We start from the raw sequence: 24,700 nt of genomic DNA on the forward strand, positions 1-24,700 counted from the left end.
CGGCAAACAAGAGAACCCCGATGAGCTTACTCGAGTAAGTGATTCGGGTGAACGAGAGCAGCCAACACACCTGCAATTTGAAAGATGACGGGTATATGATATTAACGTTTCAATGCATCACTAATCTCATCGCTCATCGCTTGAACGATAGATTTAACAATACGTGGATTACCGGCTACGATATTGCCAGAACTGAAATGGTTATGACCGCCAGCAAAGTCAGTCACGATACCGCCAGACTCACGTACCAACAGTTCGCCACCAGCAAAATCCCATGGCTTCAGACCAATCTCAAAGAAACCGTCAACACGGCCAGCGGCCACATAAGCCAGATCCAGCGCCGCTGAACCGGTGCGACGAAAATCTGCACACTGTTCAAACAGTTTACCCACCACGCGCAGATAAGCTGGCGCATGTTGTTTTACTTTGAATGGGAAGCCGGTCGCCAGAATAGTGCCGTCTAAATCTTTAGCATTGGTGCCGCGCAGACGATAACCGTTTAATTGCGCGCCCTGACCACGGGTGGCTGTAAACAATTCGTTACGCATTGGGTCATAAACGACTGCCACTTCGGTACGGCCTTTGATGCGTACAGCGATAGAAACAGCGAAATGAGGGAGGCGTTTGATGAAGTTGGTAGTGCCATCCAGTGGATCAATAACCCATTGTACATCATCGTCTTCACCAACCAACTCACCGCACTCTTCACCAATAATGGTGTGTTTTGGGTAAGATTTACGGATGACCTCGACAATCAGGCGCTCTGCATCACGGTCTACATTAGTAACAAAGTCGTTAGTCCCTTTCTGGCTCGCTTCGACAGCGTCCGGGGTTTCATAATTTTTGGCAATCAGGTTACCGGCCTTACGCGCAGCGCGTATGGCGATAGTCAGCATCGGATGCATGGGTATCTTCCACTAGGATGTTAAAGAACGAGAAACGGGGCGCAGTATAGCAGGGGTTCTGATAAATGCCTATACCCGTCACCCTTCAAGATGCAGAGGTGTTGGCTGCCCTTATTTGCCCTGGTCACTTAGTTATCTAAGCTCCCAGGGACTCACTCGGTTGCCGCCTGCCTGCAACTCGAAGTAGCTTGGGTATATGTCTGTGTTAAGATATGGCGATTCCCCGTTATCTTCAGAGTTTGTATGCTACACAATATTCGTATCGTTTTGGTCGAAACCTCGCACACCGGCAATATGGGTTCAACAGCCAGAGCCATGAAAACCATGGGATTAACCAACTTGTATCTGGTTAACCCTTTAGTCAAACCCGATTCGCAGGCGATTGCGCTATCTGCCGGCGCCAGTGATGTCATTGGTAATGCTACTATTGTCGATACTTTAGATGAAGCATTGGCTGGGTGTAGTCTGGTTGTCGGTACCAGTGCCCGTTCACGCACCTTGCCTTGGCCAATGTTAGAGCCGCGTGAATGTGGTGTGCGCAGCGCCCACGAAGCAGAACATGCTCCGGTTGCATTGGTATTTGGCCGCGAGCGGGTAGGGCTGACGAATGATGAACTACAGAAATGCCATTATCATGTGGCGATCCCGGCAAACCCCGAATACAGTTCATTAAATTTGGCGATGGCGGTACAAATTTTAGCCTATGAAGTGCGGGTAGCATTCCTTGATCGCCAGCCGGCTGCGGCACCGGTAATAGAAGAAGAGGAAGCTCCTTATCCTTTGGTAGATGATCTGGAGCGCTTTTATCTGCATTTGGAGCAGGTGTTATCCCATACTGGTTTTATCCGACAGGCACATCCAGGCCAGATTATGAGTAAATTGCGCCGTCTGTTTACCCGTGCACGCCCAGAGGCTCAAGAGCTAAATATCTTGCGCGGTATGCTGACATCCATTGAAAAACAGGATAAATACCCACAGCATGATGCGGGTGAAAGTGCGTTAGATAACAAAAAATAAGGTTTTATATCAATTGGTTATTATTAAAATCCTGCCATATTATTCAAAATGGAATAGGTTAATAATACTTGAGTAAATTACTAGGTTAAATAGTTGACTAAAACAGTCAAGAATGTCAGAATTCTGGCTTGTTTTCACCAACAGGTAATTTTAGCTATGAGACTGACATCCAAAGGCCGTTATGCCGTGACCGCCATGCTTGATGTGGCATTACATTCCCAGGACGGGCCAGTTCCTCTGGCAGATATTTCTGAACGCCAAGGGATCTCATTATCCTATTTGGAACAACTGTTTTCACGGTTACGCAAAAATGGCTTAGTTGCCAGCGTTCGTGGTCCAGGTGGCGGTTACCTGCTGGGCAAAGATGCATCAGCAATCGCGGTAGGTGCAGTAATCACCGCCGTAGACGAATCTGTCGATGCTACCCGTTGTCAGGGTAAAGAAGGCTGTCAGGGCGGTGATCGTTGCCTGACTCACACCTTGTGGCGTGATCTGAGTGAGCGCATCAGCAGCTTCCTCAACAATATTACGCTGGCAGAGCTGGTGAATAACCAAGATATCCTAGAGGTTGCGGATCGTCAGAATAACGATACGCGCCGTACGGCTAATGGCCGACCGCAAGAGACGATTAACGTCAATCTGCGCGCATAAGCAGAATCTGCGGAATTTTACGTTTTGGAAGTGATGTACGGAGCATAAGAGCAATGACCGAATCAAAAATAAAGACACCGATCTATCTGGATTATGCAGCAACCACCCCGGTAGACCCTCGTGTCGCTGAAAAAATGATGCAGTATCTGACTCTGGACGGTATTTTCGGTAACCCCGCCTCGCGTTCTCATAAGTTCGGTTGGCAGGCAGAAGAAGCCGTTGATATTGCACGTAATGATATTGCTGCTCTGGTAGGTGCTGACCCTCGTGAGATTGTCTTCACCTCCGGTGCAACTGAGTCTGATAACCTCGCAATAAAAGGTGCGGCTAATTTCTATCAAAAGAAAGGCAAGCACATCATCACCTGTAAAACCGAACATAAAGCGGTGCTGGATACCTGTCGTCAACTGGAGCGTGAAGGCTTCGACGTGACTTATCTGGCACCACAGTCAAACGGTATTATCGACCTGAAACAGCTTGAAGCGGCCATGCGTGAAGACACCATTTTGGTCTCTATCATGCACGTGAATAATGAAATCGGTGTGGTGCAGGATATCGCTGAAATCGGCGAAATGTGCCGCAGTCGCGGGATCATTTTCCACGTCGATGCAACGCAAAGTGTTGGTAAATTACCGATTGATCTGAGCAAACTGAAAGTTGATTTGATGTCCTTCTCAGCCCATAAAGTTTATGGTCCGATGGGCATTGGCGCGCTGTTTGTTCGCCGTAAACCACGCATTCGCATCGAAGCACAACAGCACGGTGGTGGTCATGAGCGTGGTATGCGCTCAGGCACCTTGCCAGTCCATCAGATAGCCGGTATGGGTGAAGCTTACCGTATCGCCAAAGAAGAGATGGAAAGCGAAGCTGCGCGTCTGCGCTCACTGCGCCTGCGTTTGTGGAATGGTTTGAAAGATATCGAAGAAGTTTACCTGAATGGCGATTTAGAGAATGGCGCACCTGGCATTCTGAACATTAGCTTCAACTATGTTGAAGGTGAGTCGCTGATCATGGCACTGAAAGATCTGGCTGTTTCATCAGGTTCAGCCTGTACCTCCGCGAGTCTGGAACCTTCTTATGTGTTGCGTGCGTTGGGGATGAACGACGAACTGGCTCACAGTTCAATTCGTTTCTCTCTGGGGCGTTTCACCACTCAAGAAGAGGTAGACTACGCCATTGCACTGGTGCGTAAATCTATTGGCCGTCTGCGTGATTTGTCCCCGTTATGGGATATGTTCAAACAGGGCGTGGATATCAGCAGCATTGAATGGTCTCACCATTAATTCCAGACTTTAAGACTCAGGAGTAATCACATGGCTTACAGCGAAAAAGTAATCGATCATTACGAAAATCCACGCAACGTCGGTTCATTCGACAACGCAGACCCTACTATTGGTAGTGGCATGGTTGGCGCACCCGCTTGTGGTGATGTCATGAAATTGCAGATCAAAGTCAACGAAGCCGGTATTATTGAAGATGCTCGTTTCAAGACTTATGGTTGCGGTTCAGCCATTGCTTCCAGCTCTCTGGTAACTGAATGGATGAAGGGCAAATCTCTCGATCAGGCTGAAGCGATCAAAAATACTCAAATCGCTGAAGAACTGGAGTTACCGCCAGTCAAAATTCACTGCTCGATTCTGGCAGAAGATGCCATTAAAGCAGCTATCGCCGACTACAAAAGCAAACATACTGCCAAGTAGTTGTAACATAGGTTATCAATTGTTAGCAGAGTTGAGGAAGGTGTATGTCGATATCAATCAGCGACAGTGCTGCACAACGGGTCAGTGCCTTTTTAAATCACCGTGGTAAAGGCTTGGGTCTGCGCTTGGGCGTAAGGACATCGGGCTGCTCTGGTATGGCATATGTACTCGAATTTGTTGATGAAATGAACGACGATGACGTCATTTTTGAAGACAAAGGTGTGAAAGTGATCATCGACGGCAAAAGCATGGTCTATCTTGATGGCACCGAATTAGATTTCGTCAAGGAAGGGCTGAACGAAGGCTTTAAGTTTAACAATCCGAATGTCTCAAGTGAGTGCGGATGTGGTGAAAGCTTTAACGTCTGACTCCTGTTTTTGTTTCTACCTCAGGCACTTGTGCTTCATACAGCTCTCTTGCATAACAAGAGGGCTGTATAATATTTGCTAAGTCATCACTATATTCCAGAGCATGCTATGGATTACTTCACATTGTTCGGGCTGCCGCCCCGCTATCTGGTTGACGGCAACCAACTCACTACCCGCTATCAGGAATTACAACGTCAATTCCACCCTGACCGTTTTGCTAACCAGCCTGAACGCGAGCGTTTAGCCTCGTTGCAACAAGCCGCAACCATCAATGACGCTTACCAAACCCTCAAGCATCCGTTAAAACGTGCCGAGTATATGTTATCTTTGCAGGGTTTTGATTTAGGCAATGAACAGCACACCATGCGTGATACTGCGTTTCTGATAGAGCAGTTGGAACTGCGTGAAGAGCTTGATGAGATTGAACGCAAACCCGATGCTGAAACGCAGCTTGCTGCATTCGGTAGCCGCTTAGCATTGATGACACAAACGCGCAGTCAGCAAATGGTGGAGCAACTGGATAAGCAACAGTGGGAACTGGCGGCTGATACTGTGCGTAAATTGCGTTTTTTGGATAAGTTACAACAGCAGGTTGAACAACTTGAAGAGCGCCTGTTTGATGACTTTTCCTGAGTGCCTGATAAGGTAATGAAATTGTATCTAATTGATAAGAATAAATAAAATTCAATTTATTGATGACTGCAATGCCCAGCTACTTCTTATTAGGGCGCGTCACTAACGTTTTTATATGCTCTAAATAATTCGAGTTGCAGGAAGGCGGCAAGTGAATGAGTCCCGATGAATTGACGGGTGTCAATGATTCCGGTGACAAATCTGCCGGGAGCAGATTTGAACGCTGCTCGCAGCGGCCTCGTAGAGGCGAGGCCTATGGATGGGCCGAGTAACGAACGTAGCCAACGAATATGCAGCTTGAAGTATGACGAGTATAGATTGATGGAAGCTCAACATGGCCTTATTACAAATTAGTGAGCCTGGTTTAACTGCGCAGCCGCATCAACGTCGGCTGGCCGCAGGCATAGACTTAGGTACGACCAATTCATTGGTCGCCACCGTGCGTAGCGGTAAAGCACAAACGCTGGTTGATGAGCAACAGCGGGATCTTTTGCCCTCAGTGGTTCATTATCAAGCAAATAGTATTGATGTTGGTTGGAATGCCCGCAATTTGGCGGCATTGGACCCAGTCAATACCATCAGTTCAATTAAACGTATGATAGGTCGCTCTTTGGCAGATATCGTACAGCGCTATCCTAATCTGCCTTACCAATTCCAGCCCAGCGAAAATGGCTTGCCGATGATCCAGACTGCCAGCGGGTTGGTGAATCCGATCCAGGTGTCTGCTGATATTCTTAAAGTATTGTCTGCACGTGCCCAAGCGGCACTGAGTGGTGATCTGGATGGTGTCGTGATCACTGTGCCGGCGTATTTTGATGACGCTCAGCGTCAGGGTACCAAAGATGCGGCACGTCTGGCGGGGCTACATGTATTACGTCTGCTTAATGAGCCGACCGCAGCGGCAATTGCCTATGGCCTGGATTCAGGTCAGGAAGGGGTGATTGCCGTTTATGATCTTGGCGGTGGCACCTTTGATATCTCTATTTTGCGTTTGAGCCGTGGTGTGTTCGAAGTGTTGGCAACCGGTGGTGATTCTGCCCTGGGGGGCGATGACTTTGACCATCTATTAGCCGATTGGCTGCGTGAACGAGCAGGTATTGACTCCCGTGATGATCATGGTATTCAGCGGCAATTACTTGATGCAGCGATCGCGGCTAAAATCGCGTTGAGTGACGCCGAGGTTGTAGATGTCTCTGTTGCTGGCTGGCAGGGGCAAATAACCCGTGGGCAGTTTGAATCGCTGATTGCAGCGTTAATCAAACGGACATTAATGTCTTGTCGCCGTGCGTTGAAAGATGCCGCAGTGACTCCTGATGAGGTGCTGGAAGTGGTGATGGTTGGTGGTTCAACCCGTGTGCCGCTGGTGCGTGAGCAAGTCGGGCAATTCTTTGGCCGCACGCCGCTAACCTCGATTGATCCCGATAAAGTTGTGGCAATCGGTGCCGCCATCCAGGCCGATATTTTAGTGGGTAATAAGCCCGATAGTGACATGCTGCTGCTTGACGTTATCCCGCTCTCATTGGGGCTGGAAACCATGGGCGGCCTGGTGGAAAAAGTTATTCCGCGCAATACCACTATTCCAGTGGCCCGCGCGCAGGAGTTCACCACCTTTAAAGATGGGCAGAGTGGGATGAACATCCATGTGCTGCAAGGCGAGCGTGAATTGGTGCAAGATTGTCGTTCATTAGCCCGCTTTACCTTGCGTGGCCTACCGCCACTCCCTGCAGGTGGTGCGCATATTCGTGTTACTTTCCAGGTAGATGCTGACGGTTTATTGAGTGTTACCGCGATGGAGAAGTCCACCGGTGTTGAGGCATCGATTCAGGTTAAGCCATCCTATGGACTATCTGATGATGAAATTGCCAATATGATTAAAGATTCGATGGCGAATGCGCAAAGTGATGTCAGTGCGCGTAAGTTAGCGGAACAACAGGTCGAAGCATCCCGTGTGCTGGAGAGTTTACAAGGCGCATTGGCAGAAGATGCAGCATTACTCAGTGAGCAAGAAAGTACCGCTATCGCTCAGGCGATGGCCTTATTACAGCAGCAGATGCAGGGTAACGACCCACACGCAATCGAAGCTGCGATCAAAGCGTTAGATGCGCAAACGCAAGATTTTGCTGCGCGCCGGATGGATGCTTCCATTCGCCGTGCGTTGGCTGGTCATTCAGTGGATGAGGTTTAATCATGCCCAAAATAGTATTTCTGCCCCATAAAGACCTTTGCCCGGATGGTGCAGTACTGGAAGCAACCCAAGGTGAGACGATACTCGACGTTGCCTTGCGCAATGGGATCGATATTGAGCATGCCTGTGAGAAATCCTGTGCCTGCACCACCTGCCACTGCGTGGTGCGTGAAGGGTTCGATTCCTTACCAGAAAGCAGTGAGTTGGAAGATGATATGTTGGATAAAGCCTGGGGTCTGGAGCCGGAGAGTCGCCTGAGCTGCCAAGCCAGAGTGACCGACGAAGACTTGGTAGTTGAGATCCCGCGTTATACCATTAACCATGCGCGGGAGCATTGATATGGGCTTAACGTGGCAAGATACTCGGGAAATCGGTGAAGCACTCTACGACAGATTCCCGGATACCGATCCGAAAACTGTGCGTTTTACCGATATGCATCAATGGATTTGCTCTCTGGAAGATTTTGACGACGATCCGCAGAAATCGAATGAAAAAGTGCTAGAGGCCATTCTATTAGTGTGGTTGGATGAGTTTGAGTGAGTATCGTAGGGTCGCGAAAGCGGCCTTTTTTGTACCTGATCTGATACCTTATACAAAGAAATATTATTGGGTCCGCCGCAGTCAACACAGGGCTGCGTATAACTAGCTGAATAACAGCAAAAAATAATAACGAGGTAATAATGACAACAGAATTGATGCAAGTATCCCTGTCGCATAATCCGGCAGATGCCCGTTGGGGCGAGAAAGCGCTGTTGAGTACCGATGCTGAAGGGATGACTATCCACCTGACGGACAACGGTCAATTAGGTGCGATTCAACGTGCTGCGCGCAAAATAGATGGGCAGGGAATTAAGCACATAAAACTGGCTGGCGAGGGCTGGGGGTTGGAGCAAAGTTGGGCATTTTGGCAAGGGTTCCGTGGGCCAAAAGGTCAGCGCAGCGTGGAGTGGGCAGAACTGCCAGAGAACGAAAAAACTGAACTGAAACAACGCATAAAAATTATCGATTGGGTGCGCGACACGATCAACGCACCGGCGGAAGACTTAGGTCCAGAGCAATTGGCTAAAAATGCCATTGATTTGATGTGTGCCGTCTCGTGCGATGCGGTCAGTTACCGTATTACCAAAGGCGAAGATCTACGCGAGCAGGGTTATGCTGGGATCTATACCGTGGGTCGTGGATCTGATCGTGCACCGGTATTGCTGGCCTTGGATTATAACCCAACCGGTAATCCTGATGCGCCGGTAATGGCCTGTCTGGTAGGTAAAGGAATTACATTTGATTCCGGCGGTTACAGCCTGAAGCAGAGTGCGTTCATGGACTCGATGAAATCCGATATGGGCGGTGCAGCCACCGTGACGGGAGCCTTGGCCCTGGCGGCGGCGCGTGGCTTGAAACAGCGTGTGAAGTTGTATCTGTGTTGTGCCGACAATATGGTTAGCGGTAATGCCTTTAAACTGGGTGATATTATCCGTTACCGCAATGGTAAAACTGTAGAAATCATGAATACCGATGCTGAAGGGCGTCTGGTACTGGCTGATGGCCTGATTGATGCCGCTGAACAAAACGCACCGCTGATTATAGATGCTGCCACTTTAACCGGTGCGGCCAAAACGGCATTGGGTAACGACTACCATGCTCTGTTCAGCTTTGATGATGAACTGGCACAAGCGCTGCTGAACAGCGCGCAAAGTGAACATGAACCTTTCTGGCGTTTACCGCTGGCGGAATTCCATCGCAGCCAGTTGCCATCTAACTTTGCTGAATTGAATAATGTGGCGGGCGCTGCCTACAGTGCGGGTGCCAGTACTGCCGCCGCATTCCTGTCGCATTTTGTGAAAAACTACCAACAAGGTTGGCTCCATATTGACTGCTCTGCCACTTACCGTAAAAGTGCGGTTGAACAATGGTCTGCCGGTGCTACAGGTTTAGGTGTTCGTACCATTGCTAATTTGTTGTTGGCGAAAGCAAAACAGTAAGTTTGGTGAATGAAGGGGCTAGCACACCCACGGGCACTCCGGCGGCTCATGCCGCTACGACCCGAACGGCGCGCTTCCCCTTCGTTTGGCTTTGTAAGCTACTAATGGGGCGCATTTACGTCCCTTTGTTCGATCTGCTTGACGTTTTTCGGAGTACAAGATGAGTTTGCTACAACCACCTGCCGATGATAACCATGATCACCACCATGATGAGGACCAGAGTCTGGAGTCGTTGCTAAAATTGGCGGCAACTGAGTCAATTTATCGCACTGCTTTTTTCCGCACGTTACTGGACGCCACGGTGTTAGTGCTGGTGGCCGGCTCAGAACCGGGCGGTGAGGATAGCGAGATGACCTTCACTGCGGGCAATGGGGTCAATATTCTGCATTGGGAAAAGCAGGATGGTGAATCAGTTATTCCTTTCTTCAGTTCGCCAGAAGTATTGCAACAGGCGCTGAGCCAGGCTGAGGATGAGCAAACTGACCTCGAAAAGCAGCCTTTTGTTGCTATGCCAGTACGAGTGTTATTTGAAATGACACAGGGTGCACATCTGTTCCTGAACCCGAAATCAGAACATGGCAAAGAGTTTTGGCCGCAAGAAGTGGCGATGCTATTGGAAAATGGCGGTTTAGCCCAACCGGCTGAAATGATGGTGGATAAAGAGAGCCAAATCTTGTTGGGCCAGCCGGAAGAGTATCCGGCGGCGATGGTTGATGCGTTGATCCAACTGTTCAGCCAGCGCAAACCGGTGCGGCGTGCTTTTCTAGCATTGATGCATGATAAAAGTGTGGATGAGCAAGCTAACTTACTGATTGGGTTAGAAGTGGATGGTTCGCCCGAAGAGATAGACCAGCTAATTCAGGAAGCGGGCAATGTGGCCAGTGACCATGCACCGGATGATCGCCCGGTCGATTTCTGTCTGGTTAATGAGAAAGAGCGTGGGGTAAGCCACTATCTGATGACCCATACGCAGGCGTTTTATCAGCGCCGCTGGGGCAGTTGGCTGAGAAATGTGATTCCCTCGACCAGCCATTAACTCGCTGTTGGCGGGTCAGGTTAGCTAGATATAGGAAAGGGAGCCGTAACAGGCTCCCTTTTTTGACACACCATTCTCATTGCTACATGAAGAACTTAACGTGTTATTTAGAAGGTGTAAGCAACGCCCATATTAATGGTCATTGGGGTCGCAATGTTTTTACCTTTAGAGACTTTCACTTCAGAACCGATTGACAGGTTAGAGGTCAGGTTTACATTGACCCCCACACCTGCGTTAGCTCGGGTCCCTTTCAGGCTGTTATCAAACATTTCGTTGTTAACCATCACCTTGTTGCTGGCCATCAGGTCATGATCCACTGAGAAGATAGCGTAAGGCTTAATTTCAGTACCACCATTCAACACAAAGCGATAACCGGTGTTCATCCCCAAAGTACTAGTGGTAGAACGTGCGCCTTGGCTCTGTGCTTCCATGCCGTTAGACAGTTGGTACTGGCTCTTGCCGGAGCTAAAGGTGTTCAGCGCGACATAAGGAGAGATATACATCTCATTGATATTGATATGTTTACCTACCTTCATGGCCAGACCCAGACCGGAGAAGTTAGTATTGCCGGTGGCGCTGCCGCCTTTAGCAGTCACACTGAGGTTCTGTTTAAACTGGTTAGTTTTCAGCACACCATTAATGTAATAACCGCTGTTAGCCAAATATTGCGCGTAAGCACCCAATGAGTTGCTTTCCACACTGCCGCTGCTCTGGTAATCAGATTTGATATTTGAGCTGCTGTAGCTGGCGAAGCTACCGATACTGAATACGGCATTACCTAAATCAATGGCTTTATCGCCACCTAAAGTCATGCCATTCAACTTCTGGTTGAAGTTGGCTGCTGTGCCTTTCACGTTATAGCTGTCGTTCAGGTAAGTGAGCCACACACCGCTTTCGTTAGCTGACGAACTTTGCTTATCCAAACGATTCTGAATTGAACTTAACTCAGCATTAAAGATAACCGGCATGGTATTGGCGACAGCCAGCACACCAGCGGTGCTTGGTGTCAGAGCTGCTTTATCGGCTACCAGTTTGAAGCCGCCTTGACCATTACTGACTAGGTTGTGCTTATAGTTACCCAGATCTACCGGGCCATTAGCCAGTGCAAAGCGCGCGTTATTGGTACCCTGTACATCAACGACATTCAGGTTAGCCGGAGCAACACCGCTGGCATCGATCTGAACGTTGAAATCACCATTGGCATCACCCGTTACATTCAGTGGTGCCGTGGTATGGCTGTGCAGGGCTGAACCTAAGTTAAAGCTACCGTTACCTGCCAATGAGTTCATGGTCAGTTGCGCTTTTGTTTGGCTCATATCGATAGAGCCGCCCGCTAGCGTGACATCTTTAAAGGCGAATTTAGCGGGTTTGCCATTCATGGCGCTAAAGGCCGCACGGGAAGTTGGGTGTAGCCTGACATAAGGTGCATCTTCGGCCACCAGCACCATGTTACCGGCTAAATTCAGGTCTGCATTCTGGGTTACTGCACCGTCATGGACGCTCAGGAAGCTGCCTTGGTTGGCATCAATAGTCCCTTCGACTGCGGCAGTTTGGGTGAAAATGGTGGTACCGCCATTTAACTCCGCGTCTTTCAGCGAACTGTAGATCAGCGCATAACCGTCTTCAACCAATATCTTATTGGCTTGCATGCGCGACTTAAGCTTCAAGATACCGCCGTTTACCGTGGTGTTGTCAGCTTTCGCATCGCCAATAACGGTGAATTCTGCACCGTTATTAACCGTGGTATAATGGGCGCTTGCGCTACCAGCAAGCTCGAAATGACTGTTATTCAGTTCGGTATGCTCGGCCGTGGCACCATCGTTAACAATGAACTTGCCGCCATTAACCGTCGTATACTCTGCTGTGGCACCGCTCGCCAAAGTGAAGGTACCGTTCTCAAGTGTGGTTTTATAAGCACTCGCCTTGTCATTAACCGCGAATTCGCCATCATTGATAGTCGTACGTATCGCTCCCGCACCAGCTTCAACGGTGAAAACACCGCCATTCAGCGTGGTATCTGCTGCGATAGCTTGGCTTTGCAGGGTTAAGTTCCCACCGTTGATGATGGCTTTAGAAATAACAGCTTTATCTTTGGCAGTAATGTCACCTTCACTGACCATATCACTGACAAAAGAATAATCTCCCGCTGTAACCTGGCCGCCTTTGGCAACAATAGCCCCTTCTGATTTGGCTCGTTCAGTCTCACTTATCCCTTTAAGGCTCAACTGACCTTCTGCACCAATATTGGTATTTTTATCCGTACCACCGTTATTTTCCATAATGCCTTTGGTGATAACAGTACTATTTGCCAACGCGCCAAGCGCCAACGTTACGGTGCCATCTTCGCTAATCACGCTGTTAATGATTTCGCCGTCTTTTTCCACATTTTGTGTGCCGCCTGATACTTGGGTATCGACTGCAAAGGTTCCGGTAGCGACGGTTTGCTGCTCAGTGCTGGCAATTTTTTGCTCAAATGCAGGTATATCAATAGTCGTAGTCGTTACTGTCTCTAAATTAGCTAATGCTGCTGCCGCATTGTTCATTTCTGTGGCGCTGGTGGCGAGCTTATCCGCAGCGTCAGTTTTAATCTTATTGGCAGCAGTAACCTTAAGCTCAATGTTATTAAAATCAGCGTCGGCAGACTGATGTTTCTTGGTTGCGTCATCAGCTACCTGCTGTGCTGCCGCTGCATTTTTGATGGCCTTTTGCGCGGCTTCAGCCTCAGTTTTTTTGTCCACAGGCGTGCTTGTATCATCAATCAGTTTTTGTAGCTCGTTGACGAGATCTGGTGTCTTATCATCCCAGGCTGCATTGACAGCTTTAATTGCCGTGGTTTTTTCAGTATCAAGTTGTTTTAAGTTATCTTCAGCTTGAATTTTTTCTTTCTCAGCGTTTTCAACACTTGTCTTAAGAAGAACGGATTTAACATTCAGGACTGCAGCATCAGCTTTTGCCTTGGTATTTGTTTTTTTGGCTTCTTCCTCTGCCTGTTCAGCAACAGCCAGCTCGTTGAACTTAACTTGTTTATCGGCAAAATAAGCCGCCAGTTTTTCCTTTTGTTCCTGGCTAATCACACCTTGAGTCAGGTAGTTTTGTACCTTAGTCAGAGTATTTTGGCTTGCTTGTTGCCGCTGTGTAACTGCCGTGGCTTTTTGCTTAAGTTCTGGCGAAATAGCTGAGTTATCGTTGGTTAATGACGCAGTAAACAGTGAGTTGGCTTCTTCAGCGGTGAACTGGCCCGGTGCTTTGCTATTGAGCGAGGCTGTAAAAGCATCTGCTGCTGCTGCATTGAGTTTGTTCTTGTTGTCTTCGGTATCGTCTTTTGCATAAGCAACAACGGCTTCTAACTGCGTGATATTTTTTTCAAATACACCTTTAAATGAGTCTAGTTCTTTGTTCGCTTGTTCTTTTTGTGCCGGTGCTAATGCAGCAATGTTGGTTTCAATATCCTTAATCTGCTGCTGGTGATCCTGTCGCATTGTTGTAATTTGCGACTCAGCCTCGGCAATCATCTTTGGTGTGATTTTTGGGCTTTCAGGAAAGATGCTTTCCAGCAAGATATCTTCAGGGGCTTTGGTGTTAACCACCGGGGTGTTAGCGGGTATGGAAAAGCTGCCAGCATTGCCCATACCGAGAGTTGCACCGGGTATAAACGTAGATGTTGACGCAGCAATTGCCCCACCAGATATCAATGATGAGACCAAAATAGATAACGGCAATAAACGTGTGTTTAATGTGTTGCGATGACCCATGGTTTTATACATTCCTATTTACAGATGAATTTAAAAGACGAAATACTCAAGAGGGGTAATGACGACAAAATGTTGGATGAAATATAAAGAAGTAAGCTACCCATTCCTATTTATTAAAATATTAATTCGGGTGGTTTATATTAATTTGATTTTTAATTTTATTTTTTTGTGAGGATTTCCTTGTTTTTATGTTGATTTTATTGGTTTTTATTTTATGTTCTGCCTTGTCTTTCATTGGCGGATTGAATAATTTAATTTTTATTAAAAAAATATTAAATAGGTTTTTGGTGTGCGTTGTTTAGAAAGGGCGATATAAATGCGAGCCAATGCGCATTTTTTTATGAAGATAATCACTTGACTCTTCCCTCCCTATATTCCCTTTCATACCAATGCTATAATCTTGCTATCAGCCAGGGAGCAAGATATGAATCACAATGGTTTGCGTCGGTTAATGTCAGGAATTAAGGGGGGGCGGGCGGCTATATTGCTCGCTGCGGCGTTGTTATTAGCCGCTTGTGATGACAGCAATAATAAGGGCGTGGTCACACCGCCTGCGGCTCAAGCCAGTACCTCGGCGGCAAAAACACCGGCGAGTAAACCCACAGATACGGTGGTACTGGCGGAGCTGGCAAAACGCCATGCTGGTCAGCCGCTCACCTTGCTGGATGCCTCTGAGCTGCAACTTGACGGGGCCAGTGCCATGGTACTGACCTTCTCGCAACCACTGAATCCAAATCAGGACTTCGCCGCGCAGGTGCATTTGGTTGATACTGTCAGTGGCAACATCGACGGTGCCTGGGAGCTATCCGATAATCTAATGGAGCTGCGTTTACGCCATCTCAAACCGGAGCGTAAATTGCTGTTGACTGTCGACAGCACGCTGCAAGGGGTAGGTGGCGCGCAACTGGGTGCACAACAACAGCAACAAATCACCACGCGTGATATTAAACCGAGTGTCGGCTTTGCCAGCAAAGGCTCTTTGCTGCCGGGCAAACTGGCGCAGGGCTTGCCGGTGATGGCGCTCAATGTTGATAGCGTCGATGTTAACTTCTTTCGCATTAAGCAAAGCAGCCTGGCTAACTTCCTCGCTAACTGGCAGAACCGCAGTGCGCTCTCTAACTGGGAATCGGACGAACTGCTGAAAATGGCTGATTTAGTCTATACCGGCCGTTTTGATCTCAATCCTGCGGTTAATACCCGTGAAAAGCTGTTGCTGCCCTTAGCCGATATCAAGCCGTTACAAGAATCTGGCGTCTATCTGGCTGTCATGCAGCAAGCCGGTCACTACAGCTATACCAATGCTGCTACCCTATTTACCCTGAGTGATATCGGTGTTTCGCTACATAGCTACCATAACCAGATGGATGTGTTCACTCAGGCATTAGCCGGTGGTGCGGCATTGAAAGGCGTGTCACTGCAACTGTTGGATGATAAAGGCCAGGTGTTGACTCAGGCCGAAACCGACGGCAAGGGCCATGCGCAGTTGGAAAAAAACGCTAACGCCAAACTGCTACTCGCCGCGCAAAATGGGCAGACCAGTCTGATCGACCTTAATGCGCCCGCTTTAGATCTGGCCGAGTTTGATATTGCCGGTCCAGAGGGTTTCCAGAAGCAGTTCTTTGTCTTTGGCCCCCGTGACCTGTATCGGCCAGGTGAAACCTTAATTGTTAATGGGTTACTGCGCGATGCTGACGGTAAACCCCTAACAACCCAACCAGTTAAAGTCGATATCCTCAAACCGGATAATCAAGTGGTGCGCAGCTTTACCTGGCAACCACAGGATGGCCTGTATCAATACCAATATGCCATACCTGAAGGTGGCCCAACTGGCGAGTGGTCACTACGCTTGAATGTGGGTGATAACCAGCCACGATTGTACAAATTCAAGGTAGAGGATTTTCTGCCAGAGCGTATGGCGCTCGATATTGCCACCAGTAAAGAACCGATCGCCACTGACAGTGAGGCTAACTTTGCCGTCACTGGCCGTTACTTATACGGTGCCCCGGCCTCGGGCAACCGTCTGCAAGGCCAATTATTCCTGCGCCCACTTCGTGAAGCTGTTGCCACACTGCCCGGTTTTGAATTTGGTTCGATTATCGAAGAGAACCTCTCCCGCACCTTAGATGAGTTTGATACCACCTTAGATAACGAGGGGCAGACAGATATTGCGGTGGATAACAGTTGGCAGCATGCCCAATCGCCGCTGAAATTGATATTACAGGCCAGCTTGTTGGAGTCGGGGGGCCGGCCAGTCACTCGCCGTGCGGAGCAAGCAGTGTGGCCTGCTGAGGCGTTGGTGGGGATTCGCCCGCTGTTCAATAAACAGCAGGTTTATGATTACCGCAGTGACAGCTATAAATCACAGGCGATGGTGGATCAGGATACGCAGGCTGATTTTGAAATTATCTATGCAAATGCCAGCGGCGAAAAACTGGCCGCCAATGGTATTAAAGTGAAGTTGGTACGTGAGCGGCGTGATTACTACTGGCAGTGGTCAGAAAGTGATGGCTGGCAGTCGTTATTTGATAAAAAAGATCTGACTCTGGCAGAGCAAAGCGTGAATATCGCCGCCAACGGGAGCGCTAAAGTCAGTTTCCCGGTGGAGTGGGGCGCATACCGCATTGAGGTGAGTAACCCAGATAATGAATTGATCAGCAGTTCTCGTTTCTGGGCCGGTTACAGTTGGCAGGATAATACCGCTGGCAGTGGTGCGGTGCGTCCTGATCAGGTCAAATTAACATTGGATAAACCCGCTTACCGCCCAGGCGAAAAAGTGAAGTTACATATTGAAGCGCCAGCGGCGGGTAATGGCTATCTGCTGGTGGAATCCAGCGACGGCCCGCTGTGGTGGCAGGAAGTGACTATTCCTGCGGGTGGTGCAGAGGTCGAAGTGCCGATTAACAAAGAGTGGAATCGGCATGACCTGTATCTCAGTGCCACAGTGATTCGCCCCGGTGATAAATCACAACAGGCGACGCCAAAACGAGCGATTGGTTTATTGCATCTGCCGTTGGTGGATGAAACCCGCAAGTTGGCATTGCAATTGGATGCCCCCGAGCGTATCCGGCCCAATCAAACTTTAACGGTAAAAGTGAAGGCCAGCCGCAGTGGCGCGCCGTTGCCGGAGAAAGTGCAAGTTTTACTGTCAGCCGTTGACAGCGGGATCTTGAATATTACGGATTACGCCACGCCAGATCCTTACGATGCCTTTTTTGGCCGTAAGCGCTACAGCGCCGATCGCTATGATGTCTATGGGCAATTGATAGAAGGGCAAGGGCGTTTAGCCAGCTTACGTTTTGGTGGTGATGGTGATGAGGAAGATGCGCTGTCCCGTGGGGGCAAGAAACCCATTACCGAAGTGACTATTGTAGCGCAGCAAGCCCAACCGGTGACATTAAACGCGCAGGGTGAGGGTACCGTTGAGCTGGCGATTCCAGATTTTAACGGTGAGTTACGTTTAATGGCCCAAGCCTGGAGTGATGAAGATTTTGGCAAAGCAGAGTCGAAAGTGGTGGTGGCAGCACCATTGATTGCTCAACTGGCAGCGCCACGTTTTCTGGCCGGTGGCGACAGTACCCAACTGGCTCTGGACTTAAGTAATTTATCTGGTCAGGCACAAACCTTAGCGCTGAAATTGGCCGCCAGTGATTTACTGGCGCTAAATGGCGCGCAAACTCAGTCCGTTACGCTGGCGAACGGTGAGCGTAAAACGGTACTGATCCCGGTTCGGGCGCTGAACGGGTTTGGGCAGGGTGATCTTGGTCTGACGATCAGTGGCATGGTACTGCCAAATGAAGAACTGCCAGATTACCAGCATCATTGGAAAATTGGCGTGCGGCCAGCCTATCCGGCCCAAACGCGCCATTTCACTAATGTGCTGCGCAGTGGTGAAAGCTGGAGCCTGCCTGAGCAGGCTACGGCGGGATTGAGTGCTGAAACATTGCAAGGTCAACTGCTGATAACCAGCCGCCCACCTCTCAACTTGGCTCGTTATATCAGCGAGTTATACGCCTATCCTTATGGCTGTCTGGAGCAGACAGTCAGTGGACTGTATCCCTCACTGTACAGCAACCATGCACAGTTGACTGCGCTGGGTATTAAGGCCGATAGCGATGAAAAACGGCGACAGACGATTGATGTCGGGATTGAGCATTTGCTCAGTATGCAGCGCTACAACGGCGGCTTTGGTTTGTGGAGCAACGACAGCCCGGAAGAGTTCTGGCTCACCGCCTATGCCACTGACTTCCTGTATCGTGCCAGCCAACAAGGCTACAGCGTGCCTGCGGCGGCACTGACGGCGGCGAATACCCGATTACAGCGTTATTTACAGGATCCTAATCAGGTTGAAATTCGCTACAGCGAGCAAACCAAGCATACCCGCTTTGCGGTGCAAGCCTATGCGGGGCTGGTATTGGCGCAGCAGCAGCAGGCTTCGCTCGGCGCATTACGGCAGTTATATAGCCGCAACAGTGAAGCGCGTTCTGGCTTACCACTGGTGCAGTTGGGTGTGGCATTGAAATTGATGGGCGACATGCCGCGTGCCAAAGAAGCCATCACTCAGGGGCTAAATACCATACGCAGTGATAAGGATTACTGGCTGGAGGATTACGGTAGCCCGATACGCGATGATGCCCTTATTCTGGCACTGTTAACCGACAACAATCTACTGCCGCAAGCACGTGATAGTCGTCTGTTGGCCCTGTCTGATGCCTTGACCAGCCGCAACTACCTGTCAACGCAGGAGAGCAATGCTATATTCCTTGCGGGGCGCACCTTGATGAATGGCGCTGAAACGCCGTGGCAGGTTGCTATCGGGCCACAAGCTGAGCCAATTGCGGATAGCGTGACGCTGACCCAAAGTACCGCGTTAAACCAAAACTGGTCGGCATCACAACTGGCTGCGGGGATGCAACTGCAAAATCGGGGTGATACACCATTGTATAGCCGCGTTGCAGTGGTGGGATATCCGCAGCAAACCCCGGCACGATTCAGTAATAATTTGCATATCACCCGGAGTTACATTGGGCTAGATGGCAATCCGTTGCAGTTATCACAACTGAAAAGTGGTGAGTTAGTCTTGGTGCATCTGGATGTTTGGGCCGATAGGCGGGTACCGGATGCGCTGGTGGTTGATTTGCTGCCTGCTGGTCTGGAACTGGAAAACCAGAATCTGGGCGATAGCAGCGCCAGTTTGGGAGAGAGTGCCAGCAGCGTGACTGAGCTATTACAGGATATGCAGCAATCGGATATCAAACATCAGGAGTTTCGTGATGACCGTTATGTCGCTGCCGTCAATGTCGATGGTTACCGTCACACCACGTTGCTCTATCTGGCGCGGGCGGTCACGCCAGGCCTCTACCAGGTACCTGCGCCACAAGTAGAATCGATGTATGTACCCGATTGGCGTGCGCTAGGGAGTACTCCAGCGCAGCTTGAAATCGTTAAGTGAATACTCACTTCCCCTGAGCGACGAAACAGTTGTCGGGGGAAGTAATACGATTCATGCGCAAAAATATCTATTCCCGCTATCGGCGTATGGGCTGGGCGTTGGTGCTTATCTTGGTGTTGTTTCCGGCCACTCTTTGGCTGGCAGATAGACTTTGGCCATTGCCTCTGGCCGAGGTCCAGGTCGCGCGGGTAGTGGTTGGTGAAGATGGTACACCGTTATGGCGTTTTGCCGATGCTGACGGCGTATGGCGTTATCCGGTGACGTTGAGTCAGGTTTCGCCGTATTATCTACAAGCACTGCTCACTTTTGAAGACCGCTGGTTTTACTCTCATCCCGGGGTAAACCCATTGGCGCTAGCGCGTGCCGCCTGGCAGGATCTGCGCGCTGGTAAGATACTTTCAGGTGGCAGCACGCTATCTATGCAGGTTGCCCGCTTGATCGACCCACATCCGCGCACGTTAGCTGGCAAATTGCGTCAAGTCTGGCGTACTTTTCAGTTGGAATGGCATTTTTCCAAAGTTCAAATTCTCGAAATCTACCTTAATCGCGCTCCATTTGGTGGCACCCTACAAGGGATTGGCGCTGCCAGTTGGACCTATTTAGCTAAGCCGCCCTCTCAATTAACCGCGGCAGAAGCCGCATTGCTGGCAGCATTACCGCAAGCCCCTAGTCGGCTACGTCCCGATCGCTATCCTCTACGGGCAAAGGCTGCTCGAGACAAAGTGTTAACCCGACTGGCGGATTATCAGGTTTGGACAGCAAAGGATGTGGCTGATATTAAACAAGAAGAGGTCTGGCTGGCACCGCGTCAGATGCCACAATTGGCTCCTTTACTGGCTCGCCGTTTAACCAGTGGTAATCAGCGCGAAGTGATCCACACCACACTTGATACCGGATTACAGCGCCAATTGGAAGATATGGCGGCGAGTTGGCGTCATCAATTACCTGAGAAAACCTCGCTAGGCTTGCTGGTGGTTGACCATACCACGATGAAGGTGCGTGCTTATCTTGGGTCGGTGGATTTTCAGGACAACAGCCGCTTTGGTCATGTGGATATGGTCAGTGCATGGCGCTCACCGGGGTCGACACTCAAACCTTTCCTGTATGCCATGGCACTGGATGACGGCCTGATCCATGCTGAATCTCTGCTTCAGGACGTGCCACGTCGCTTTGGTGATTACCGGCCTGGCAATTTTGATACCGGATTCCATGGGCCGGTCAGTGCTAGTGAAGCTCTGGTGCGTTCGCTGAATTTACCGGCGGTTCAATTACTGGAAGCCTACGGCCCAAAACGTTTTACCGCCAATTTACGCAATGGTGGTCTGAACTTACGTTTCCCCTCTCACAGTGAACCCAGTCTGGCGGTCATTTTAGGCGGAACCGGTTCACGGTTGGATCAATTGGTTGCCGCGTATAGCGCTTTCGCCCGTGGCGGAATGGCAGCAACATTGCGTTTTGAACCGCAGCAACAAATACAAGAACGGCGACTATTCTCACCGGGAGCGGCATGGATTACCCGGCGCATTATGGCCGGTGAAGCCAGACCATTACCGGATGACATTTTGCCAGCTACCGTGCCACTGGCATGGAAAACCGGTACCAGCTACGGCTATCGTGATGCTTGGGCTATTGGCATCAATGCGCGTTATACAATAGGCGTGTGGGTGGGGCGTCCAGATGGCACTCCGGTTGCCGGGCAGTTTGGTTATGCTACTGCGATACCGATACTTAATCAGGTCAATAACCTGTTGATGGCAGGGTTACAGCAAAGCATTCGCAGGTTACCGTCAGATCCAAGGCCATCGTCAGTCAGTCGGGAAGAGATTTGTTGGCCGGGTGGGCAACCGCTAGCGGTTGGTGATAGCAACTGTCGACAGCGGCGTCAAAGCTGGGTGCTCGATGGCACGGTACCGCCCACACTGACCGCACCCGGCCAGGAAAATATGCAGGGTAGTCAACTCAGTATCTGGCTAAATCAGCAAGGCGAGCGGGTTGCCGCGGATTGCTTAGGAGCCAAGCCAACGCAAGTGGCCTTGTGGCCACTGCCACTGGAACCATGGTTGCCACTGGCTGAACGGCGTAATCAACGGTTACCCGCAGCAAGCCAGCAATGTCCACCGCAAGGGGAAGGCAGTGCTGCACCATTGCTGATTTTAGGTATACGTGATGGTGCTGTAGTTAAGCGCTTACCTGGTCATAATAGCCTTGATCTGCGCCTGGTGGCGCAAGGCGGGAGAGGTCAACATTGGTGGTTCCTCAATGGGGAGCAGGTGGCGGTAACCGAGAATAATCAGTCATGGGTACAAAGCTTATCTGTGCCGGGCGGCTATCAGCTTAATGTATTGGATGAAAGTGGCCAGGTGGGTAATATAATGTTCCGTATGGAATAGTCATACTGATAAAATTAATTAATAACAATGGCTAATTAATTTTTGTATTTATCATTAAAATAACATCCCTGTGATAAATAAAATGATATCAATGCTTTTATTAGCCAGATAAAGTAATTACATCATGGTTTTTAGCACTGCTACTTATTGCTGGGGATTATTAGATGAACCATAATTACTTAATGATATTTTTCACGCTAATATTAACTGAAAACGTTTCTGCTCAACAGGGAAAAGTGTGTTTCTTTGCTAATAATAACTATACGGGAAAATCAATTTGCGCGGGGCAGGGGCAAGAAGTAAGTGATCTTAAGGATGAATGGAATGACAAAATATCATCTATTTTTGTTCCCTCAGGTATGATTGTCACGGTTTATGAAAATAATGATTTCTCAGGAAAATTATTGACATTTAGAGATGATGTTGATTTATTTTCCTCTCGCAGTTGGGCTGATTTAAATAATGAGATTAGCTCCTTTAGAGTTCGAAGCGCTGCCTGTTTTTATGAGCAAGATAACTTTTTAGGTGAATCAATTTGCCTCTCTGGTAACGAGTACGTTGATCTGTTTAATAATACTGATCGCCGTAGGAAGCAATCACATATTTTAAACCCACTTAATGATCAAATTAGTTCGATAAAACTACCACAAAATACCCAAGTAACAGTTTATAAAAATGATAACTATAGTGGTGATTATTTTACTCTGACTGATGATTACTTAACTTTTGACTTAAAAAAAATAGGCATGGATAATGGAATTAGCAGTATTCATGTTTCTCAGCAAGAATATTTTATTTGCGATCAATATTGTGCTGTAAAAGATAGAGTTATTATCCCGATACAATACACCTTTGGTCGATATTGGGGTGATGAACGAATAGGTCCAAAACAAGCTTTGGTCAGTTTTGATTTGAATGATCAAGGTGATTATTCTATAGAAATAATCGGCGGTGGTATATTTAAAATAAGAGATCGTGAGGTTTTTTTTATTCATGAAAGCAGAAATAATAGTTCTATATTCAAATTGAGCAATGAAAGCGATACATTGTCAATGTTATCGACATTTAATGGTGGCTATTTCGAAGTTCAATTTATGGAGTCTATTGGTGAACAGGTAGTCTATTACTATCCACTGATCACCTATTTGTTTGATGCGGATAAAACGAGTGTTAAGTTTTTTATTAATAACGCAAATGAAACTCAACCATTAATTATAAATAAAATAGTGTTGACGGCTGAAAAAAATAAAAGTAGGGCAGGGCGAAGTCTGGTTGGAAAAACCGCTTGTTGGTTAGTTCCCCTGCTTAATATTTATAATTATGTTATCCAAGGGCGGTGTAATCAGGTAGACCGGTTTGTCACTAATGCTTATGATTTTTTCAATGGCGATAACAATAAGATATTACAAGTATCCGGTTCTTCGAAGCCCTTCCCTAAATTAATGACGAATGAAGCGTTGTCTGCTGATGTTTTTTTTGACGGAGTTGTCAACTGAGCCGGTCGGTATATTGACTCAAATTAATTCTGATATGAACGGTAAATCATTGACAGTACCGGCCAGTGCACGGGCCTGTAAAGTTTCAATGAAAGATGAAGTGCTCCCTCATTTACGCTTTCGCCGCCAGCTTATTCCCCCCTGCATTGATTGGACATTGAATATTTTGACTGATTTTACACTGCTCTTTGGTGACAGTCTTGATAGTTGGAACGCTGAAAATTTTGGTCGGGTTATTGCGCGGATTATCAGCTCAGGTGATACCGGCTATGCGGCATTAGATACAGCGACCGATGCGCGGTTTATTGAAAGTGTCCGAACCTATATCGCGGAGAATATTGATAATATCGCCCTGTTAAAGACAGCATTTGATTTTTCACAACTTAGCTATGCTGTTTATTTACATCACAATAATCTGGATTTTAATGTCGAAACACCACAAGTAGCACAGCTACTACCTCAAGGGCGCTATGAGTTGGCACTGCAAAATTTCGAGTTTGTCGAAACCATCCCCAGAAGACGGCAACACAATCAATGGCTAGAACAGCCTGAAATGCACTTTGATATTGAAATCATTAGCGGCGCAACCGAAGGCACGCTGGCTGCCAGGCAACATGTCCTCGCAGATATCGAAGAATGGCAACGGCGCTACAGTGAGGCCGCGCAGACCTTAAAAAGCGCAACGAATATTGAAAATATTGGCAATCTCAATCCGTATGAGGGGATGGATGTGGTTATTTCTGCCTCGAATTTGGTGAGTGACGTGGTGCTGAGTTGGCTAATAACACCTCGTGATGATTATATCTATGTGATCGTTCGTCTATCAGGAGAGGTTATTAGCATCACGCTGGCCGTTGATATTAATGAGTTTGATGTTGGTGTCGCCGGCTCGCTGACTCATCCAGCTTATGTGCTATATCCAACGGCTGAAGGCGTTATCAGAGGCGCAGGTACAGCGGCTATCAGAGCATTAGCCGACTATTTAGCCAAAAAAGGGAAACGCGCACTGGTATCGGATGTGATCAGCCAACCTTCAGCCATTGTGAAAAAGAAGGTGGGCTTTCAATTTATCAATGAACTTTGATATTAATAACGTTTTACCTGCAAAGCACTGCGAGTATGGCAAACGGTTTTTTATA

Annotated in this window: 15 protein-coding genes and 1 pseudogene; 14 read left to right on the top strand and 2 right to left on the bottom strand. The window is 48.5% G+C overall.

Annotation, left to right across the window (positions count from 1 at the left end; all coding sequences use genetic code 11):
• Positions 1–101 precede the first annotated feature (101 nt).
• Positions 102–905 (bottom strand): inositol-1-monophosphatase, encoded by an 804-nt coding sequence (locus A6J66_022545; GenBank protein PNM26682.1) that lies wholly within the window; start codon positions 903–905, stop codon positions 102–104.
• Positions 906–1,148: 243 nt separating this feature from the next.
• Between A6J66_022545 and A6J66_022550 the strand changes: the two genes are divergently transcribed.
• From A6J66_022550 to A6J66_022600, 11 genes are all read left to right on the top strand, one after another.
• Entirely contained in the window at positions 1,149–1,922 is a 774-nt protein-coding gene (locus A6J66_022550; protein ID PNM26683.1) for a tRNA (cytosine(32)/uridine(32)-2'-O)-methyltransferase TrmJ, read from the top strand.
• A gap of 156 nt (positions 1,923–2,078) precedes the next feature.
• Complete coding sequence (locus A6J66_022555) at positions 2,079–2,573, top strand: Fe-S cluster assembly transcriptional regulator IscR (protein PNM26684.1); 495 nt, start codon at positions 2,079–2,081, stop codon at positions 2,571–2,573.
• A 68-nt stretch (positions 2,574–2,641) separates the two neighbouring features.
• The gene (locus tag A6J66_022560) at positions 2,642–3,856 is read left to right on the top strand and encodes an IscS subfamily cysteine desulfurase (protein ID PNM27130.1); all 1,215 of its coding nucleotides are present in this window, start codon (positions 2,642–2,644) and stop codon (positions 3,854–3,856) included.
• A 30-nt stretch (positions 3,857–3,886) separates the two neighbouring features.
• Entirely contained in the window at positions 3,887–4,273 is a 387-nt protein-coding gene (locus tag A6J66_022565) for a Fe-S cluster assembly scaffold IscU (GenBank protein ID PNM26685.1), read from the top strand.
• Between the two features lie 44 nt (positions 4,274–4,317).
• Complete coding sequence (locus tag A6J66_022570) at positions 4,318–4,641, top strand: iron-sulfur cluster assembly protein IscA (GenBank protein ID PNM26686.1); 324 nt, start codon at positions 4,318–4,320, stop codon at positions 4,639–4,641.
• 108 nt (positions 4,642–4,749) lie between these two features.
• A complete protein-coding gene (gene hscB / locus A6J66_022575) occupies positions 4,750–5,274 on the top strand; it encodes a co-chaperone HscB (protein PNM26687.1) in 525 nt (174 codons plus the stop codon).
• A gap of 334 nt (positions 5,275–5,608) precedes the next feature.
• Positions 5,609–7,459, top strand: coding sequence for a Fe-S protein assembly chaperone HscA (gene hscA / locus A6J66_022580; GenBank protein PNM26688.1), 1,851 nt, complete (start codon positions 5,609–5,611; stop codon positions 7,457–7,459).
• Between the two features lie 2 nt (positions 7,460–7,461).
• On the top strand, positions 7,462–7,797 hold the full coding sequence (gene fdx, locus A6J66_022585; GenBank protein PNM26689.1) for an ISC system 2Fe-2S type ferredoxin: 336 nt from the start codon (positions 7,462–7,464) through the stop codon (positions 7,795–7,797).
• 1 nt (position 7,798) lies between these two features.
• Complete coding sequence (locus A6J66_022590) at positions 7,799–7,999, top strand: Fe-S cluster assembly protein IscX (protein ID PNM26690.1); 201 nt, start codon at positions 7,799–7,801, stop codon at positions 7,997–7,999.
• A gap of 140 nt (positions 8,000–8,139) precedes the next feature.
• Complete coding sequence (locus tag A6J66_022595) at positions 8,140–9,438, top strand: aminopeptidase PepB (protein PNM26691.1); 1,299 nt, start codon at positions 8,140–8,142, stop codon at positions 9,436–9,438.
• 160 nt (positions 9,439–9,598) lie between these two features.
• On the top strand, positions 9,599–10,474 hold the full coding sequence (locus A6J66_022600) for an endopeptidase IV (protein PNM26692.1): 876 nt from the start codon (positions 9,599–9,601) through the stop codon (positions 10,472–10,474).
• Between the two features lie 107 nt (positions 10,475–10,581).
• Here the strand turns inward: A6J66_022600 and A6J66_022605 are convergent, their stop codons facing one another.
• Entirely contained in the window at positions 10,582–14,226 is a 3,645-nt protein-coding gene (locus A6J66_022605) for an autotransporter outer membrane beta-barrel domain-containing protein (protein ID PNM26693.1), read from the bottom strand.
• 424 nt (positions 14,227–14,650) lie between these two features.
• On the opposite strand from A6J66_022605, the gene A6J66_022610 reads away from it, so the two are divergent.
• The 3 genes and pseudogenes from A6J66_022610 (at position 14,651) to A6J66_022620 (ending at position 24,645) form a co-directional block, all read left to right on the top strand.
• Positions 14,651–19,675: an alpha-2-macroglobulin family protein gene (locus A6J66_022610; protein PNM26694.1), complete on the top strand. Its 5,025-nt coding sequence runs from the start codon at positions 14,651–14,653 to the stop codon at positions 19,673–19,675.
• 53 nt (positions 19,676–19,728) lie between these two features.
• A complete protein-coding gene (locus tag A6J66_022615) occupies positions 19,729–22,065 on the top strand; it encodes a penicillin-binding protein 1C (GenBank protein PNM26695.1) in 2,337 nt (778 codons plus the stop codon).
• A gap of 164 nt (positions 22,066–22,229) precedes the next feature.
• Positions 22,230–24,645, top strand: a pseudogene (locus A6J66_022620) (exotoxin).
• The last annotated feature ends 55 nt before the right edge of the window (positions 24,646–24,700 follow it).

The organism is Yersinia enterocolitica, from assembly GCA_002082245.2.
GTDB lineage: Bacteria > Pseudomonadota > Gammaproteobacteria > Enterobacterales > Enterobacteriaceae > Yersinia > Yersinia enterocolitica_E.